This is a genomic window from Streptomyces sp. NPDC026522, from assembly GCF_055567555.1.
In genome coordinates this window covers 469,289-486,378 of sequence record NZ_JBVHQF010000002.1, presented here as the reverse complement: position 1 = coordinate 486,378, position 17,090 = coordinate 469,289, and the positions used below count along the sequence as shown (strand labels likewise).

General features: G+C 73.5%; 20 protein-coding genes. 8 read left to right on the top strand and 12 right to left on the bottom strand.

What is annotated here, in order from left to right; translation table 11 throughout:
- The first annotated feature begins 20 nt into the window (after positions 1 to 20).
- Entirely contained in the window at positions 21 to 1,136 is a 1,116-nt protein-coding gene (locus ACZ4M3_RS06840) for an Mrp/NBP35 family ATP-binding protein (protein ID WP_467730822.1), read from the top strand.
- Positions 1,137 to 1,215: 79 nt separating this feature from the next.
- Here the strand turns inward: ACZ4M3_RS06840 and ACZ4M3_RS06835 are convergent, their stop codons facing one another.
- From ACZ4M3_RS06835 to sigE, 5 genes are all read right to left on the bottom strand, one after another.
- A complete protein-coding gene (locus tag ACZ4M3_RS06835) occupies positions 1,216 to 1,953 on the bottom strand; it encodes a hypothetical protein (protein ID WP_467730555.1) in 738 nt (245 codons plus the stop codon).
- 136 nt (positions 1,954 to 2,089) lie between these two features.
- Positions 2,090 to 2,539: a sec-independent translocase gene (locus ACZ4M3_RS06830; protein WP_467730554.1), complete on the bottom strand. Its 450-nt coding sequence runs from the start codon at positions 2,537 to 2,539 to the stop codon at positions 2,090 to 2,092.
- Positions 2,540 to 2,678: 139 nt separating this feature from the next.
- Positions 2,679 to 3,998 (bottom strand): S1C family serine protease, encoded by a 1,320-nt coding sequence (locus ACZ4M3_RS06825; protein WP_467730553.1) that lies wholly within the window; start codon positions 3,996 to 3,998, stop codon positions 2,679 to 2,681.
- Between the two features lie 149 nt (positions 3,999 to 4,147).
- Positions 4,148 to 4,786, bottom strand: a complete 639-nt coding sequence (locus tag ACZ4M3_RS06820; protein WP_467730552.1) for a zf-HC2 domain-containing protein — start codon at positions 4,784 to 4,786, stop codon at positions 4,148 to 4,150.
- Positions 4,783 to 5,562: an RNA polymerase sigma factor SigE gene (gene sigE, locus ACZ4M3_RS06815; protein ID WP_453357560.1), complete on the bottom strand. Its 780-nt coding sequence runs from the start codon at positions 5,560 to 5,562 to the stop codon at positions 4,783 to 4,785. The genes ACZ4M3_RS06820 and sigE overlap by 4 nt, the downstream gene beginning before the upstream one ends.
- 188 nt (positions 5,563 to 5,750) lie before the next feature.
- Here sigE and ACZ4M3_RS06810 point away from each other — a divergent pair, with 188 nt between their 5' ends.
- Complete coding sequence (locus ACZ4M3_RS06810; RefSeq protein ID WP_467730551.1) at positions 5,751 to 6,413, top strand: O-methyltransferase; 663 nt, start codon at positions 5,751 to 5,753, stop codon at positions 6,411 to 6,413.
- Between the two features lie 129 nt (positions 6,414 to 6,542).
- Here ACZ4M3_RS06810 and ACZ4M3_RS06805 read toward each other — a convergent pair whose 3' ends face one another.
- The gene (locus tag ACZ4M3_RS06805) at positions 6,543 to 6,710 is read right to left on the bottom strand and encodes a DUF3117 domain-containing protein (protein ID WP_003966491.1); all 168 of its coding nucleotides are present in this window, start codon (positions 6,708 to 6,710) and stop codon (positions 6,543 to 6,545) included.
- Between the two features lie 331 nt (positions 6,711 to 7,041).
- Here ACZ4M3_RS06805 and chcB point away from each other — a divergent pair, with 331 nt between their 5' ends.
- Positions 7,042 to 7,845, top strand: a complete 804-nt coding sequence (chcB, locus tag ACZ4M3_RS06800) for a 2-cyclohexenylcarbonyl CoA isomerase (RefSeq protein WP_467730550.1) — start codon at positions 7,042 to 7,044, stop codon at positions 7,843 to 7,845.
- 43 nt (positions 7,846 to 7,888) lie between these two features.
- Here the strand turns inward: chcB and ACZ4M3_RS06795 are convergent, their stop codons facing one another.
- Entirely contained in the window at positions 7,889 to 8,470 is a 582-nt protein-coding gene (locus ACZ4M3_RS06795; protein WP_467730549.1) for a DNA-3-methyladenine glycosylase I, read from the bottom strand.
- Entirely contained in the window at positions 8,467 to 8,790 is a 324-nt protein-coding gene (locus ACZ4M3_RS06790) for a DivIVA domain-containing protein (protein WP_467730548.1), read from the bottom strand. Before ACZ4M3_RS06790 ends, ACZ4M3_RS06795 begins: the two co-directional genes overlap by 4 nt.
- 82 nt (positions 8,791 to 8,872) lie before the next feature.
- On the opposite strand from ACZ4M3_RS06790, the gene folP reads away from it, so the two are divergent.
- Positions 8,873 to 9,733 carry a dihydropteroate synthase gene (folP, locus tag ACZ4M3_RS06785; protein ID WP_467730547.1) on the top strand — a complete coding sequence of 287 codons (861 nt, stop codon included), beginning with the start codon at positions 8,873 to 8,875 and terminating at the stop codon, positions 9,731 to 9,733.
- 49 nt (positions 9,734 to 9,782) lie between these two features.
- Here the strand turns inward: folP and ACZ4M3_RS06780 are convergent, their stop codons facing one another.
- A complete protein-coding gene (locus ACZ4M3_RS06780) occupies positions 9,783 to 10,607 on the bottom strand; it encodes an LOG family protein (protein WP_467730546.1) in 825 nt (274 codons plus the stop codon).
- A gap of 64 nt (positions 10,608 to 10,671) precedes the next feature.
- Positions 10,672 to 11,751: a succinyl-diaminopimelate desuccinylase gene (dapE, locus tag ACZ4M3_RS06775; protein ID WP_467730545.1), complete on the bottom strand. Its 1,080-nt coding sequence runs from the start codon at positions 11,749 to 11,751 to the stop codon at positions 10,672 to 10,674.
- 98 nt (positions 11,752 to 11,849) lie between these two features.
- Between dapE and ACZ4M3_RS06770 the strand changes: the two genes are divergently transcribed.
- Together ACZ4M3_RS06770 and ACZ4M3_RS06765 are read left to right on the top strand one after the other, a co-directional pair.
- Complete coding sequence (locus ACZ4M3_RS06770) at positions 11,850 to 12,809, top strand: hypothetical protein (protein WP_467730544.1); 960 nt, start codon at positions 11,850 to 11,852, stop codon at positions 12,807 to 12,809.
- A 252-nt stretch (positions 12,810 to 13,061) separates the two neighbouring features.
- Entirely contained in the window at positions 13,062 to 13,469 is a 408-nt protein-coding gene (locus ACZ4M3_RS06765) for an ATP-binding protein (RefSeq protein ID WP_467730543.1), read from the top strand.
- 107 nt (positions 13,470 to 13,576) lie between these two features.
- Here the strand turns inward: ACZ4M3_RS06765 and dapC are convergent, their stop codons facing one another.
- Complete coding sequence (dapC, locus tag ACZ4M3_RS06760; RefSeq protein WP_467730542.1) at positions 13,577 to 14,674, bottom strand: succinyldiaminopimelate transaminase; 1,098 nt, start codon at positions 14,672 to 14,674, stop codon at positions 13,577 to 13,579.
- Positions 14,675 to 14,821: 147 nt separating this feature from the next.
- On the bottom strand, positions 14,822 to 15,148 hold the full coding sequence (gene fdxA / locus ACZ4M3_RS06755) for a ferredoxin (RefSeq protein WP_356739959.1): 327 nt from the start codon (positions 15,146 to 15,148) through the stop codon (positions 14,822 to 14,824).
- A 117-nt stretch (positions 15,149 to 15,265) separates the two neighbouring features.
- Between fdxA and ACZ4M3_RS06750 the strand changes: the two genes are divergently transcribed.
- A complete protein-coding gene (locus ACZ4M3_RS06750) occupies positions 15,266 to 16,249 on the top strand; it encodes a GNAT family N-acetyltransferase (RefSeq protein WP_467730541.1) in 984 nt (327 codons plus the stop codon).
- On the top strand, positions 16,246 to 17,037 hold the full coding sequence (locus ACZ4M3_RS06745) for a transglutaminase-like domain-containing protein (protein WP_467730540.1): 792 nt from the start codon (positions 16,246 to 16,248) through the stop codon (positions 17,035 to 17,037). The genes ACZ4M3_RS06750 and ACZ4M3_RS06745 overlap by 4 nt, the downstream gene beginning before the upstream one ends.
- The last annotated feature ends 53 nt before the right edge of the window (positions 17,038 to 17,090 follow it).

The following is a 17,090-nucleotide window of genomic DNA, read 5'->3' as shown; positions in this document are numbered from 1 at the left end:
CTGCGCCTGGGCAGGACGCGATCCTGGACGCGCTGGCGACGGTGAACGACCCCGAGATCCACAAGCCGATCACCGACCTCGGCATGGTCAAATCGGTGGAGATCGGCGACGGCGGCGCGGTCGCGGTCACGGTCTACCTGACGGTGTCGGGCTGCCCCATGCGCGAGACGATCACCAAGAACGTCACCGAGGCCGTGGAGCGCGTCGAGGGCGTCACCTCCGTCGCCGTCACCCTCGACGTGATGAGCGACGAGCAGCGCAAGGACCTGGCGGCCACCCTGCGCGGCGGCACCGCCGAGCGCGAGGTGCCGTTCGCCAAGCCGGGCTCGCTGACCCGGGTGTACGCGGTCGCGTCGGGCAAGGGCGGCGTGGGCAAATCGTCCGTGACCGTCAACCTGGCGGCGGCGATGGCCGCGGACGGCCTCAAGGTCGGCGTCGTGGACGCGGACATCTACGGCCACAGCGTGCCGCGCATGCTCGGCGTGGACGGCCGTCCCACCCAGGTCGAGAACATGATCATGCCGCCGTCGGCGCACGGCGTGAAGGTCATCTCCATCGGCATGTTCACCCCGGGCAACGCCCCGGTCGTCTGGCGCGGCCCGATGCTGCACCGGGCGCTCCAGCAGTTCCTCGCGGACGTCTTCTGGGGCGACCTGGACGTGCTGCTGCTGGACCTGCCGCCGGGCACGGGTGACATCGCGATCTCCGTGGCGCAGCTGGTGCCGAACGCCGAGATCCTGGTCGTGACCACCCCGCAGCAGGCTGCGGCCGAGGTCGCCGAGCGGGCCGGCTCGATCGCCGTGCAGACCCACCAGAAGATCGTCGGTGTGGTGGAGAACATGTCGGGGCTGCCCTGCCCGCACTGCGACGAGATGGTCGACGTGTTCGGCTCGGGCGGCGGCCAGAAGGTGGCCGACGGCCTGACGAAGACGGTCGGCGCGAGCGTGCCGGTGCTGGGCTCGATCCCGATCGACGTGCGGCTGCGCGAGGGCGGCGACGACGGCAAGCCCGTCGTGCTGTCCGACCCGGACTCCCCGGCGGGCGCTGCGCTGCGCGCGATCGCCGGGAAGCTGGGCGGCCGCGCCCGCGGCCTGTCGGGCATGTCGCTGGGGATCACGCCGCGCAACAAGTTCTGAGCATGAGTGCCGGGCCGGGCACCGCGGGGTTCCGCGGTGCCCGGCCCGTTTCGTTCCGGCCTGCGCGCGGGCGGCGGGGCTACTCGTACGCGGCGAGGTCGGCGATGGCCGAGAAGCCGAGGCCGTACGCGCTCATCCCGCGCCCGTACGCGCCCAGGTGCACGCCCGCCCGGGTGGAGCCGGCCAGCACCCAGCCGAATTCCGACTCGCGGTAGTGGAAGGTCGTCGGCTCCCCGTCGACCGGCAGCGAGAGCGTCGACCAGTCGGCGCCCTCGAGGTCGTCGGCGAGTTCCCAGGCAGCCTCGGTCTGCTGGTCGAGCCAGTCGTTGCGCAGACTGTGGTCCATCTGGGCGGGCCAGCTGTAGGCGAGCAGGCCCGAGCCGGCCAGCCAGGCGGCGGAGGCGACCGAGGTGGCCTCCAGGACGCCGGTGCCGTCGCCGCTGCGGCGCAGGGGGTTGCTGGCCACGGTGATGACCACCGCGAAGCGTTCTTTCTCGCCGGTGGCGATCTCACCGCGGGCGGAGGGCTCGTCGCCGTGGCCGGTGGAACCGTGCTCGACGGTGCCGTCGGCGGCGGAGCCCACCTGCATGAGCCAGCGGGGTCCGGTGAAGGCCCCGTCCAGCCCGTACCAGGGGAAGCCGGCCCGCAGGTAGCCGTCGACCGCCCGGCGGGCCGTCGGCATGGGCGCGGCGGACTCCTGGGCTTCCGCTGGGGCGGGGGGCCGCTCGGGCTCCGGGGTCGGCTGTGGTGCGGCGGCGGGGGCCTCGGCGGTGGCTTCCGCGGGCTGTGCCCCTACCCGGCTGCTGGTCGTCTCCATCTGGGCGCCTCTCGTTCCGTGGGGTCCGGAACGGCCCTCCCCTCGCTTCGCGGGGGGATCCCATCCTCGGGTGCCCTGCGTCCGGACAGATGGAGAGGATAGCCATCAGGTCCCGGATCCCCGGGCAGGCAGTGGCCTAGGTGGCGTCGGCGTCGAACGGCGTGCGCTGTTCGGGGGCCGGGGCGGCGGGCTTCTTCATCAGGTCCGGACCGGTGCCGACGGCGGGCGTGGCGGCGGTCCCGGCGGCGGCCGGCCCGGGCTGTGCCTCCCTGCCGTTCACGGCGTCGGCGACCTCGTTCAGCTCCTTGCGGAGGTCGAAGCTGCCGCGGATCTCCTTGAGGTCCTCGTTCTCCGCCAGGTGCTTGCGGATGAAGGTCTTGGGGTTGAGGTCCTCGAACTCGAAGTCCTTGAACTCGGGGCCCAGTTCGGAGCGGATGTCCTGCTTGGCGCTGTCCGAGAACGACCTGATCTTGCGGATGACCCCGCTGACGTCCTGGATCACCTTCGGCAGCTTTTCCGGGCCGAAGATGAGGATGGCGAGCACCACGATCGTGACCAGTTCGAGTGCGCCTATGTCGTTGAACACCTTGCCGCTCCTCGGCTCTCTCCACGTCCGGCCTGCACAACGGTACCCGGCCCCGCCTCGGTGCCCCTACGTCAGGAGGCCCCCGATCCCGCTTTCGGCCCCGCGCGCCCTCCCCGGACACCTGGCGGCCCCCCGCCCGTCATGATCCGCCGGCCGAGCCGAGGACCATGTGCAGCGTGTGCTCACTGCCCTCGCGCAGCACCGTGAGGGTGAGCTCGTCGCCGGGGCGGTGGGCCCTGACCTTGATGATCAGCTCGTCACCGCCGTGCACGCGGGCCCCGTCCACCTTCGTGATCACGTCGCCCGCCTTGATCCCGGCCCGGGCGCCCGGCCCGTCCGCGACGACCGGCGGCTTGCCGTCCTCGCCCTTGGCGGCGACCCGCGCTCCGTCGCCGGTGTACTGCATGTCGAGGGTGACCCCGATGACGGGGTGCGTGGCGTGGCCGGTGCGGATCAGTTCTTCGGCGACCCGCTTGCCCTGGTTGACGGGGATGGCGAAGCCGAGCCCGATGCTGCCGCTCTGGCGGGCGCCCTCGTCCCCGCCCTGGCCCTTGTCCGCGCCCCGGATCGCGCTGTTGATGCCGATCACGTGGGCCTGGGAGTCCAGGAGCGGGCCGCCGGAGTTGCCGGGGTTGATGGGGGCGTCGGTCTGGAGGGCGTCGACGTAGCTGATGTCGCTGCCGTCGCCCTTGTCGCCGCCCGCGGTGATGGGGCGGCCGGTGGCGCTGATGATGCCGGCGGTGACGGTGTTGGAGAGGTCGAACGGCGCGCCGATGGCCACCACGGGGTCCCCGACCCGTACGTTCTCGGAGTTGCCGAGGGCGAGCGGGCGCAGCCCGCGTACTCCGGTGACCTTGACCACGGCCAGGTCGTAGCCGCCGTCGCGGCCCACCAGTTCGGCGGCGACGCTCTCACCGGTGCTGAAGGTGACCGTTATGTCCTTGGCGTCGGCGACGACGTGGTTGTTGGTGAGGATGTGGCCGTCGCCGTCGAGGACGAACCCGGTGCCGGTACTGCCGCCGCTGCCGCTGCTGACGTGCAGGGTGACCACGCCGGGCAGGGCGGTGGCGGCGATCCCGGCCACGCTCTCGGGGGCCCGGTCCCTGTGGTCGACGGCGGCCTGGGGCAGTTCGAGGCGGGTGTTGCTGCGGCGCTCGGTGAGCACGCCGATGTATCCGCCGATGCCGCCGGCCAGCAGGGCGGTGACCACGCCGAGGGCCACGAGCTGCCACGTCCGCGGCCCGCGCCGGGGTGACCGGCCCGGATCGGCCACCTGCAACGGGGCGGCGGTGACGCTCCAGGGGTCGTAGCGGGGCGGCTCGGCCACCGGCCCGGGCTGCTGCGGGCCCGGGGCCTGCTCCGGCGCGGCCGCGCGCGGCCCCGGTACGGCCACCGGGCCTTCGGGGCGGCTCCACCAGCGGGGCGCCGGGGCCGGTTCGGTGTGCTGGCTGTCGGACATGGGCGCTCCCCCGCGGCTGGCGGACTTCCAAAGCTGTCGCACCGCCGGGCGGCGCCTCAGGCGCCGATTCAATCAGGTCCGCTCGCAGCGCGAGCCCCCCGGCCCGCTTCCCCGGCCGCCCGCGCCCGGGCCGGGGCGGGCGGCCCCGGTCAGTGCGCCAGGGACACGGCCGGTCGGGCCGAGACCGGCGCGGAGGGCGTCAGTAGGCCCCTCGGCGCGAGGGTGGGCAGCACGCCGGGGCTGGGCAGCCGGTCGCGGACCACGGCGTCGGTGAGCGGTGCGTACGGACCCGGCCGCGCGGCGGGAGCCTCGCCCCGCGAGGCGCCCGGCTCGACGGTGTCCAGCGGCAGCGAGCCGCCCAGGGCGAGCGCGGCGAGCGAGACCGCACCGGCCGCTACGAACGCGAACCGGCGTCTGGGGCGGCCCGGCTCGTGGACGCGGCCGCCCTCATGGATCGGGAGCGCTTCGCGCGGCGCGGCCGGAGCCACGTACCCGAAGGCGGCCGTGGGGCCGCCCCCGCCCGGCGCTCCGGAGGAGGGGTTCCCGGGATCACCGCCCGGCAGGCCCTGCAGGCGGGCGAGCAGCCCGGCGGACAGCGGCGGCGGCGCGCTCTCCACGAAGAGGGTCTTGAGCCGGCGCTGGGCGTCGGCTTCGGCCTTGCACTTGGCGCAGGTCGCCAGATGGGCGAGCACCCGCTCGCGGGCGTCATGGCTCAGCTCCCCGTCGACCAGGGCGGCGAGCCGGTCGCCCAGGTGCTGTTCGGCGGGGGACGGTCCGGTTCCGCTCACTCGGTTCCGCCCTCTCCCCCGGCACCGGGAGCGCCCACCGCCGCTCCCGCCAGCGCCCGCTGCTCCGCGCGGGCCTCGGGGGACCGGTGCTTGAGCGCCCTGCGCAGGTGCGAGCGGCCCCGGTGGATCCGGCTGCGCACGGTGCCGAGCTTCACACCGAGCGTGGCGGCGATCTCCTCGTACGACAGCCCCTCGATGTCACAGAGCACGACGGCCGCGCGGAACTCGGGCGCGAGGGTGTCCAGCGCCTGCTGCACGTCCGCGTCGAAGTGGGTGTCGTGGAGCACCTGCTGGGGGGACGGCTCACGGCTGGGCAGCCGCTCGGCAGCGTCGTCGCCGAGCGCGTCGAACCGGATCCGCTGCTTGCGGCGGACCATGTCCAGGAAGAGGTTGGTGGTGATGCGGTGCAGCCAGCCCTCGAACGTACCGGGCGTGTAGGTGGACAGCGAGCGGAAGACGCGGACGAAGACTTCCTGCGTCAGGTCCTCGGCGTCGTGCTGGTTGCCCGTCAGACGGTAGGCGAGGCGGTAGACCCGCGCGCTGTGCGTGCTGACGATCTCCTCCCAGGAGGGAGGCGTCCACGCCTGCGGTCCCGCTTCGGCGGCAAAGGTCGCGGTGGTTGCGGTGTCGGCGGTGTGGATGCGGTCAGCAGTCTCGGTCACGGATTTCGGCTCACCTGCCGACCAGAAGAGGCGTCGTAGCACCCCTCCTCGATCCGTAGGCGCAGCCGCACCTCCCCTATCGGCTCTGGTGGTGTCCAGTGGAGCCCCTACCATAGCCACCCCTCCCGTCAGCTCCGGATAAGTATTTTTGCAGTAACTTTGCACGAGTCTTATGGGTCCGCGGGCCTCCGGATCGCCGATCTGCCCTCTGCCGTCCCCTCTATCCCGCATCCGCCCGCGTCCACTTCTCCCAACGCCCGGTCCCATCTGCGGGTTCCCGACGTCAACGGATACAGTCACCGTTGCGCCAACTATGGGGACAGGAGAGGGTCATTAGCGGCAACCGGCAGACGAGCTGGGCGTTCGCCGACGCGTTTGTCGCCGAGGACGACGCTCTGCGATGGGCCCGCGACCGGTCCAGGGAAGCGGGGCTGCGCTCCGTCTCCCCCGGCACCGGGGCCGCGCTGCGCCTGCTGGCCGCGGTGGCCGACGCCAAGGCGGTGGCCGAGATCGGCACCGGCACCGGCGTCTCCGGCATCCACCTCCTGTACGGGATGCGCCCGGACGGGGTGCTGACCACCGTCGACCCGGAGCCGGACCGGCAGGCGTTCGCCCGCCAGGCCTTCCGCGCCGCCGGCTTCGCCGGCAACCGGGCCCGGTTCATCCCGGGCCGCGCCCTGGACGTGCTGCCGCGGCTCGCCGACGGCGGATACGACCTCGTCTTCTGCGACGGGGACCCCACCGAGTCCTTGGACTACCTCGCCGAATCGTTGCGGCTGCTGCGGCCGGGCGGCCTGGTCTGCTTCGAAGGGGTCTTCTCCGACGGCCGTACCGTCGACTCCGCCGCCCAGCCCGTGGAGGTGCTCCGGGTCCGCGAGCTGCTGCGCAGCGTGCGCGAGAGCCCGGCGCTGGAGGCGGCGCTGCTCCCGGTGGGCGACGGGCTGCTGTGCGCGGTCCGGCGCTGAGGTGCGTCACCGCGCGCGGGTTGCGACACCCTGGCACGGCACCCGGATACGACACCGCCCCGGCCGCGCGGGGCGGCCGGGGCGGTGCGGAGTTTCTTAGGCGAAGTGCCTGTCAGCGTCCTCGGGGGATCAGCCGACGACCTTCTTCAGGGCGTCACCCAGGGCGTCCGCCTCGTCCGGCGTCAGCTCGACGACAAGCCGACCGCCGCCCTCGAGCGGTACGCGCATGACGATGCCTCGCCCCTCCTTGGTGACCTCGAGCGGGCCGTCGCCCGTCCGCGGCTTCATGGCCGCCATGCTCGTTCCCCTTCCTGAAACCAGCTCATCGTCGCCGACGGCCCCATTCAGGCGCCTAGTACCCGGCATCGAACACATTGCTTCCCAGCCATTATCCCGCATGTCAGGACCCGATGACCAACATCGGCGGGGAACGCTTGTGCAACGCGCTTGACCAAAACCACTCATTTCGGGGATCGGCCTGCGATACTTCGCCGCTGCGCCCGGCGGGGAGCCTCTGCTTTCTTTGACGCACATCACATGCCCGGTGCGCGTCCGGTCCGCCATGCTGGCCCTTGCACCGGCCGGTACCGGTCGGTAGCCAAGCCCGCGACGAAGGGGGACCCCCGCCATGGCCGACAGCGTGCTCTACGAAGTGACCGACGGACTCGCCACCATCACGATCAACCGGCCCGACGCGATGAACGCCATGAACACGGAGGCCAAGGTCGCCCTGCGCGACGCGGTGCAGGCCGCCGCGGGCGACGCGGGGGTACGGGCGGTGCTGCTCACGGCGGCCGGCGGCCGGGCCTTCTGCGTGGGCCAGGACCTCAAGGAGCACATCGGGAACCTCGCGGCCGACCGCGAGAGCGGCTCCTCGCTGACGATGAGCACGGTCGCGGAGCACTACAACCCCATCGTGCGGGCGCTCACCGAGATGCCGAAGCCCGTGGTGGCGGGCGTGAACGGGGTCGCGGCCGGGGCCGGCTTCGGGTTCGCGCTGGCGGCGGACTTCCGGGTCGTCGCCGACACGGCCTCCTTCAACACCTCGTTCGCCGGGGTGGCACTGACCGCCGACTCGGGCGTCTCCTGGACCCTGCCGCGGCTGATCGGCGCCTCGCGCGCGAGCGACCTGCTGCTGTTCCCGCGCTCGGTCACGGCGCAGGAGGCGTACGAGCTCGGCATCGCGAACCGCGTCGTGCCGGCGGACGCGCTGGCCGCGGAGGCCGAGTCGGTGGCCCGGACCCTCGCCTCGGGCCCGACCGTCGCCTATGCGGCCGTCAAGGAGTCCCTCGCCTACGGGGCGTCCCACTCGCTGCCCGAGGCCCTGGCCCACGAGGACGTCCTCCAGACCCGCGCGGGCGCCTCCGCGGACCACGGCATCGCGGTCGAGGCGTTCCTCGCGAAGCAGCCCCCGAAGTACCTGGGCCGCTGAGAGGCGTCTCCGGGCGGCCGTCGGCGGCCGCCCGGGTGACCGCTCAGTCCCGGTGCCGGAAGCCGCAGGCCGCGAGGTGGTCGTCGACCAGGCCGCAGGCCTGCATCAGGGCGTAGGCCGTCGTCGGCCCGACGAAGCGGATGCCGGCCTTCTTGAGCGCCTTGGCCAGCGCCGTGGACTCCGGCGTCACCGCCGGGACGTCCGCGAGGGTCTTCGGGGCCTTGCCCGGGTCGGGGGCGTGCGACCAGATCAGCGCCTCCAGCTCGCCCGGCTCCCACCGCGCGAGCACCTTGGCGTTCGCCAGCGTCGCCTCGATCTTCATCCGGTTGCGGATGATGCCCGGGTCCAGCATCAGCCGCTGCGCGTCGCTCTCGTCGAACCGCGCCACCTCCGCGACGGCGAAGTCCGCGAAGGCCTTGCGGAAGCCCTCGCGCCGCCGCAGGATCGTGATCCAGGACAGCCCGGACTGGAACGCCTCCAGGCACAGCCGCTCGTACAAAGCGTCGTCGCCGTGGACGGGGCGGCCCCACTCCGTGTCGTGATAGGCGATGTACTCGGGCGCCGAGAGCGCCCACGGGCAGCGCAGGATCCCGTCCGGCCCGGCCACCGCCGGGGCGCCGCTCACCGGTCCTCTTTGGTGAGGTCGACGCGGCCGGGGGCGGAGGCGGCGGCGGTCAGTTCCGCGATGCGCGCGTCCCGCTCGGCCAGCTCGGCCGCCAGCCGGTCCAGTACGTCGTCCACCTCGGCCATCCGGTAGCCGCGCGGCGCGACCGGCAGCCGCAGGGCGTCGATGTCCGCCCGCACCACCGGCCGGGTCTCCGGCAGCGAGTCGGCCACCCGGTCCGGCTCCGCCTCGGGCAGTACGGCCTCCGAACCTCCGCCGACCACCGCGAGGGTGACCGCGGCCACGACCACGACCAGCGCGATCAGCAAGAACCAGAACACGATCAACTCCCCTGAGAGACTCCGGCCACCAGGTTAAGGTCGCAGGCGAGGCGCGAGGGCCGCCGAAGGAGGAAAGAGCAGGATGCTGCGACTGGGCAGGCGCGAGTTCGACACCCACGAACCGGTGATCATGGCCATCGTGAACCGGACCCCGGACTCCTTCTACGACCAGGGCGCGACGTTCCACGACGAGCCCGCGCTGGCCCGGGTGGAGCAGGCGGTGGCCGAGGGCGCGGCGATCATCGACATCGGCGGGGTCAAGGCGGGCCCCGGCGAGCACGTCGACACGGCCGAGGAGGCGCGCCGCACGGTCGGCTTCGTGGCCGAGGTGCGGCGCCGCCACCCGGACGTGGTGATCAGCGTGGACACCTGGCGGCACGAGGTCGGCGAAGCGGTGTGCGAGGCCGGCGCCGACGTCCTGAACGACGCGTGGGGCGGGGTCGACCCCAAGCTGGCCCAGGTCGCGGCCCGTTACGGCGCCGGGCTGGTCTGCACCCACGCGGGCGGGGTCGAGCCGCGGACCCGGCCGCACCGGACCGCGTACGAGGACGTGATGGCGGACGTCCTGCGGGTCACGGTGGGGCTGGCCGAGCGGGCCGTCGCGCTCGGGGTGCGCCGCGACGCCGTCATGATCGACCCCGGCCACGACTTCGGCAAGAACACCCGCCACTCCCTGGAGGCCACCCGGCGGCTCGGGGAGATGACGGACACGGGCTGGCCGGTGCTGGTGTCGCTGTCCAACAAGGACTTCGTCGGCGAGACCCTCGACAAGCCGGTGAAGGAACGCCTGCTCGGCACCCTCGCCACCACGGCCGTCTCGGCCTGGCTCGGCGCGCAGGTCTACCGCGTGCACGAGGTCGCCGAGACCCGGCAGGTCCTCGACATGGTCGCGTCCATCCAGGGCCACCGGCCCCCGGCGGTCGCCCGCCGGGGACTCGCCTGACCGGCGGTTCCCCTACGGGCCGCGCCGGCCCGGCCGGGCGCGCGCCCCGTCAGTCGCCGGCCTCCCGGGCCGCCTCCTCGGTGGCGGCGCGGGCGGCGCGTTCGTTCGTGCCCTCGCCGACCTCCTTGCTGACCAGCGTCACGGCCTCGTCCACGTCGTCCGTCACGTGGAAGAGGCAGAGGTCGTACTCGGACGCCTTGCCCTGGGCGACGACGGTGTTCCTGAGCCAGTCGACCAGGCCGCCCCAGTACTCCGTGCCGAAGAGCACGATCGGGAAGCGGGTGATCTTCTGGGTCTGGACCAGGGTCAGCGCCTCGAACATCTCGTCCAGCGTGCCCAGCCCGCCGGGCAGCACCACGAAGCCCTGGCTGTACTTCACGAACATCGTCTTGCGGACGAAGAAGTACCGGAAGTTCAGCCCGAGGTCGACGTGCTGGTTCAGCCCCTGCTCGAAGGGCAGCTCGATGCCCAGGCCCACGGAGATCCCGTTGGCCTCCCGGGCGCCCTTGTTGGCCGCCTCCATCGCGCCCGGGCCGCCGCCGGTGATGACGGCGAAGCCGGCGTCGACGAGCGCGTGCCCGATCCGTACGCCCGCCTCGTACTCCGGCGAGCCCTCCGGGGTGCGGGCCGATCCGAACACGCTGATCGCCGGCGGCAGCTCCGCCAGCGTGCCGAACCCCTCGATGAACTCCGACTGGATGCGCAGGACCCGCCAGGGATCGGTGTGCACCCACTCGGAGGGCCCGGCGGAGTCGAGCAGCCGCTGGTCCGTCGTACTGCCCGCCTGCACCTGGCTCCGCCTGCGCAGCACCGGCCCGAGCTGCTGCTCCTCGGGCCGACGAGCGAACCCCTCGGGATTGCGGTGGTTGCCCATGATGTGCTCCCTCCTGCTGATCGTTCGATCAGGTTAGGCGCACCAAGGTGACGACGAGCGGAATTCAGGAGGTCAGCCAGGCGCGGAGTCGCTCCTCGCAGTGCAGGATCGCCTTCGTCTCGACGCGCTCGTCGACCTTGTGCGCCAGCAGCGCGTCGCCCGGGCCGTAGTTGACCGCCGGGACGCCCAGCGCGCTGAAGCGGGCCACGTCGGTCCAGCCGAACTTCGGCATGGCGCGCCCGCCGACCGCCTCCATGAACGCCGCGGCCGCCGGGTGGGACAGGCCGGGGAGGGCGCCGCCGGAGAAGTCGTCGACCACGAACTCGGCGATGTCGCAGCCCGCGAAGACCTCCTTCACGTGCGCCAGCGCCTCTTCCTTGCTCCGGTCCGGGGCGTAGCGGAAGTTGACCGTCACCGTGCAGGAGTCGGGGATGACGTTGTTGGCGACGCCGCCCTCGATGCGGACCGCGTTGAGGCCCTCGTGGTACTCCAGGCCGTCGATGACCGGCCTGCGGGCCTCGTACGCCGCGAGCCTCGCCAGGATCGGGGCGGCGCCGTGGATGGCGTTGGCGCCCATCCAGCTGCGCGCGGAGTGCGCGCGCTCGCCGGCCGTGCGGAGCAGCACCCGCAAGGTGCCCTGGCAGCCGCCCTCGACCTCGGCGTTCGACGGCTCCAGCAGGACCGCGAAGTCGCCCTTCAGCCAGTCGGGGTGGGCCTCGGCGACCTTGCCCAGGCCGTTGAGGTCGGCGGCGACCTCCTCCTGGTCGTAGAACACGAAGGTGAGGTCCCGGTTGGGCTCGGGCACGGTGGCCGCGATCCGCAGCTGCACGGCGACGCCGGACTTCATGTCCGTGGTGCCGCAGCCCCACAGGACGTCGTTCTCGTCCAGACGGGAGGGCACGTTGTCGGCGATCGGGACCGTGTCGAGGTGCCCGGCGAGCACGACGCGCTCGGTGCGGCCGAGGTTCGTGCGGGCGACCACGTTGTTCCCGAAGCGGTCGACCGTCAGGTGCGGCAGACCGCGCAGCGCGTGCTCCACGAGGTCGGCGAGGACCTTCTCGTCGCCGCTCACGGAAGGGATGTCGACGAGCCGGGCGGTCAGCTCGGCAGCGTCCAGGGTGAGGTCCAGCTCGGATGGGGACATGAGCCGACCCTAACGCCCGGGCCGTGGCGAGGGCCTGCCGGTCCGGCCGGTGGACGCGTCCGCAGGACCCGACACGCGGCTCAAGTACGGTGGGCCGGGTGTCCCCCACCGATCACTCCAGCCCGCGCCGTCGCCGACCGTTTCTCAAGGTCGCCGGTCTGCTCGTTCTGCTCGCGCTCGGCGCTTACCTCGTAGTGCAGTTCGAGTCCAACGGCGGGGGCGGCGCCCCGCACTGCACGGCCGAAGCACCCGGCGGCCAGAGCGGTGCGGGCCGGCCGTACGAGATGTCGCCGGAGCAGGCCGGGAACGCGGCGACGATAGCCGCGGTCGGCGTCGCCAAGGGCGTGCCGGACCGGGCGGTCACCATCGCGCTGGCCACCGCCATGCAGGAGTCGGGGCTGCGCAACCTCGACCACGGCGACCGGGACTCGCTCGGGCTGTTCCAGCAGCGTCCCTCGCAGGGCTGGGGCACGCCGCAGGAGATCCGCGACCCGGTGCATGCGGCGGGGATCTTCTACGACCGGCTGCTGGAGGTACGGGGCTGGGCGCGGCTGCCGCTGACGGAGGCCGCGCAGGAGGTGCAGCTCAGCGGTTTCCCGCAGGCGTACGCGAAGCACGAGCCGAACGCGACCGTCCTGACGGCGGCCTTCGCCGGCGGCGGCTCCGTCGTCTGCGGCGGGCCGGCGCCCACCGAGGCCGGCCGGCCGGAGCAGGTGCGGGCCGAGCTGGTGCGGATCTTCGGCAAGCAGGTGCGGGTGGACACCGCTGCCGCCGCCCCCGCGAAGGAGGGCGCCGGCGCCCCGGAGGCGGAGGTCACCGTCGGGCAGCCGCAGGGTCCCGCCGACGCGGCGTTCCGGCGGGCGCGGGTGGTGGCGTACTGGGCGGTGGCGCACTCCCGCGAGCTGGGGATCGCCCGCGTCTCGTACGCCTCCCGGGGCTGGACGGCGGGCGCGGCGGACGGCGCGTGGCAGGAAGAGCGCGCCGCGAACGGCCGGTCCGGTGCGCCGCAGGCGCACACCGCGCAGGCGGACGAGGTACGGATCTTCGTGCACCGCTGATCCCGCTGTGAACCGCCCCCGGGCCCGGATACCGCTCGGGTGTGCGGCACGTCCCCCGCCCGGGGGTCACCGGCGCGGGGGGCGCCCGGGGGCGCGGAAGGGCGGAATGCCAGGTCGGCGCCCGTCCGGTGCGGTTGTCGCGGAACCCGATTAAACGATGCGTTACCGATCCTTTACCCGGCGGGTCCGCAACTTCGCCCGCCCCGGGAGCCGTTGTACCGGCGTACTCAGCCGCTACCGCTTAGGAGCATCATGTCCCTCCCCCTGACCCGTCGGATCGCCCGTGCCGCGCTGCTGCTCGCAGCCGGGACAGCTCCCGTGGTCGGTGCGGCCGGCGCGGCCAGCGCCGCGGGCCTGGAGTCCGTGCCGCAGCTGGGCGCGCTCACGTCTCCGGACTCCGCCGCCAGCACCGTGGGCGCCGCCGGTGACACCGCCGCCACGGCCACGGACACCGCGGCGAAGGCCGCCCCCGGGCAGCTGACCGAGGCGGCCGGACCGCTGCTGGCCGGCCTGCCGACCTCGGGCCTGCCGACGTCGGAGCTGCCGACCGCCGGCCTGCCCACGTCGGGTCTGCCGACCGCCGGCCTGCCGACCGCGGGCCTGCCCGCGGCGCCGGAGCTGCCGCTGAACGCCGTGCCGCTGGGTGGTCTCGGTCACTGACCCGCCGCCGCGGGAACGCCGAGGGGCCGGGAGTGCGCACTCCCGGCCCCTCGGGCCGTGCCGGGCCGGACGGCCCGACGGGTGGTCCGGACCCGCCCGGCCCCGGCCTACGCGCCGAGCCGCTTGACCGCCGCCGCGACCCGCTCGTCCGTGGCGGTGAAGGCGACACGGACGAAGTCCGCCCCCGCCTCGCCGTAGAAGTCGCCCGGCGCGACCAGGATGCCCAGCTCCGCGAGGTGGGCCACCGTCTGCCAGCAGGGCTCGTCCCGGGTCGCCCACAGGTACAGGCTGGCCTCGCTGTGCTCGATGCGGAAGCCGTGCGCCTCCAGCGCCCCGCGCAGCGCCTCGCGGCGGGCGGCGTACCGGCCGCGCTGCTCCTCCACGTGCGCGTCGTCGCCGAGGGCGGCCACCACCGCGGCCTGTACCGGCGCCGGGGTCATCATGCCGCCGTGCTTGCGGATCTCCAGCAGCTCGCCGAGCACGTCCGCGTCACCGGCGATGAACGCCGCCCGGTAGCCCGCCAGGTTGGACCGCTTGGAGAGCGAGTGGACGGCGACGATGCCCTCGTAGGAGCCCCCGCACACCTCGTCGTGCAGGACCGAGACGGGCTCCGCCTCCCAGCCCAGCTCCAGGTAGCACTCGTCGCTGAAGAGCAGGATGCCGTGCTCGCGCGCCCAGGCCACGATCCGGATCAGCTCGTCCTTGGGCAGCACCCGGCCGGTCGGGTTGGAGGGGGAGTTGAGCCACAGCAGCCTGACGCCCGCCGGGTCCAGCTCGGTGGGGTCGTCGTAGACCACCGGCTCGGCTCCGCACAGCCGGGCGCCGACCTCGTACGTGGGGTAGGCGAGCCGGGGGTAGGCGACCTTGTCGCCGGCGCCCAGACCCAGCTGGGTCGGCAGCCAGGCCACCAGCTCCTTGGAGCCGACCACCGGCAGGACGTTGCGGTGCCCGGCGGCGCTCGCGCCGAGGCGCCCGCGCAGCCAGCCCGTGATCGCGTCGCGCAGGGCGGACGTGCCCCACACCGTCGGGTAGCCCGGGGAGTCGGCGGCGGCGACGAGGGCGCTGCGGATCAGCTGCGGCACCGGGTCGACGGGCGTACCGACCGACAGGTCGACGATGCCGTCGGCGTGGGCGGCCGCCGTCGCCTTGAACGGCTCCAGCTTGTCCCACGGGAAGGCGGGAAGACGTGCGGATACTGCGGCCACGGTGCTCTCTGCTCTCTGCTCGCTACTGGTCCTGCCGACTGGAAAAACACCACGGGGAACGCCCCGGAGTACGCCTCGGAAACGGCTCGGTCCCGTGCGGCACGTGGCCGTACGGGACCGAGGCACGCTGCGCCGGGGCGACGGCCGTCAGTGGCCCTCGCCCATCGGCGGCAGCGCGGCGATGAAGGGGTGGTCCCGCTCGATCAGGCCGAGCTTGGAGGCGCCACCGGGCGAACCGAGATCGTCGAAGAACTCGACGTTCGCCTTGTAGTAGTCCTTCCACTCCTCCGGGGTGTCGTCCTCGTAGAAGATGGCCTCGACCGGGCAGACCGGCTCACACGCACCACAGTCGACGCATTCGTCCGGGTGGATGTACAAGGACCGCTGGCCCTCGTAGATGCAGTCGACGGGGCACTCTTCGATGCATGCCTTGTCCTTGACGTCGACACAAGGCTCCGCGATGACGTAGGTCACGCTCTCGTTCCTCCTCGGTAGGGCTTTCCATATCGCGCGGGAGCGCGGCGTCGTCGATGCCCACGCCTAGTATCTCCGTTCCCGGGCACGATCCGAACAGGAGGGGCGGACAGAGCTGTGGAAATCACTGCCGGTGGACTGCTGGAGATCCGTATTACCCCGGCTGACGTGGGTAAACGGGTTTCTGTGCGACGGGTGGAGGCGGACCGGAGCGGGCGCCCCTCGTTCACGGACACGGTCGGGGTTCTCATATCCTGGACCGGGGGTGTGCTCACGATCACACGCAAGGACGGGCTGTCCGTCCACATCGCGGAATCGACGCTGGTAGCAGGCAAGATCGTCCCTCCGGCGCCCGCTCGGCGCAAGGGCCCTACAGCGTCTTTCGAGGAGCTGACCCGGGTCACCGGCCGGGCCTGGCAGCCCCTGGAGAGCGAGCCGCTGGGCGAGTGGACCCTGCGGGCGGCCGCGGGATTCACCCGGCGGGCCAACTCGGCGCTGCCGCTGGGGGACCCCGGCATGCCGCTGGACGAAGCACTCGCGCGGGTGACCTCCTGGTACGCGGAACGTGGCCTTCCGGCGTACGTGCAGGCCGCGACCGGCGCGCTCGGCACCCAGGAGCGGCTGTGCGCGGAGCTGGAGCGGCGGGGCTGGGTGAACGAGGTGTCGGCCGAGGTCCGGATCGCGGCGCTGGCCCCGGTCGGGGACGTGGCGGCCGCCGCGGCCTCCCGGGTCCGGCTGACCCGCACGCCCGACGCGGAGTGGCTCGGGCGGTACGGGCGGGTCAAGGACTCCGAGGTGGCCCGGAAGGTACTGGTCACGGGCCCTTCGGTGTGGTTCGCGACGCTGCCCGGCCAGGCGATCGGGCGCATGGTGGTGGACGGCCGCTGGGCCGGGTTCGCGGCGGTCGAGGTCGACCCCGCCGAGCGGCGCCGGGGCCTCGCGACGGCGGTGATGACGGCTCTGGCCCGGCGGGCCCTGGAGGAGGGCGCCTCGGCGGCCTGGCTCCAGGTGGAGGCCGGAAATCCGGGTGCGCGGGCCCTGTACGACGGCATGGGCTTCGCGACGCACCACGCCTACCACCACTTCCGGGCGGCGGCGTGAGCCCCGACTGGCGGGCCCGGTTCGCGGCGGAGGCCCGCTCGGAGCGGCCGGACCTGGCGCTGCTGTGCCTGCTGCTGGCGACGGAGGCGGATCCGGAGCTGGACGAGCGGGCCATGGACCGGGCGCAGATCGAGCTGGACCGGCTGGCGGGGATGCTGCCGTACGGGCTGCGCGGCGGGCCGGCGTGGGCTTCGGCGGTGACGGAACTGCTGGGCGGCCGGCTCGGCTTCCACGGGACTCCGGCGGACTACGACCGGCTCTCGTCCTCGCTCCTGCACGAGGTGCTGCGGCGCCGCCGGGGCCTGCCGATCCTGCTGTCCGTCGTCTGGCTGGAGGTGGCGCGGCGCGCGGGTGCGCCGGTGTACGGGCTGGGGCTGCCCGGGCACTTCGTGATCGGCTTCGGGGATCCGCAGGAGGGGGTGGTGGTGGACCCCTTCGCGGGGGGCGCCTCGCTCGGGGCGGGCCCGGCGGAGCTGGCGACCGGACCGCGCACCCCGGCCGGCACGCTGGACACCGTGCTGCGGATCCTGAACAACATCCGGGCGTGGGCCGCCACCCGGCCGGAGCAGTCCGGGGTCGCGCTGTGGGCGCTGGACCTGTCGCTGCTGCTGCCCTCGCACCCGGCGTCGCTGCGGTACGAGCGGGCACGGGTGCTGGTGGAGCGGGGCGAGTTCGTGGCGGGCGCGGCGGAGCTCGACGCCTACGCGGAGGTGGTCGACGCGGTGGACCAGGCGGCGGCCGCCCGCGTCCGTGCGGAGGCCCTCTCGGCCCGCGCCCTGCTGAACTGACCCCGGCGCCGGGGCGGGCCGGGGCCGGGCCGGGGCCGGGGCCGGGAGAAGGT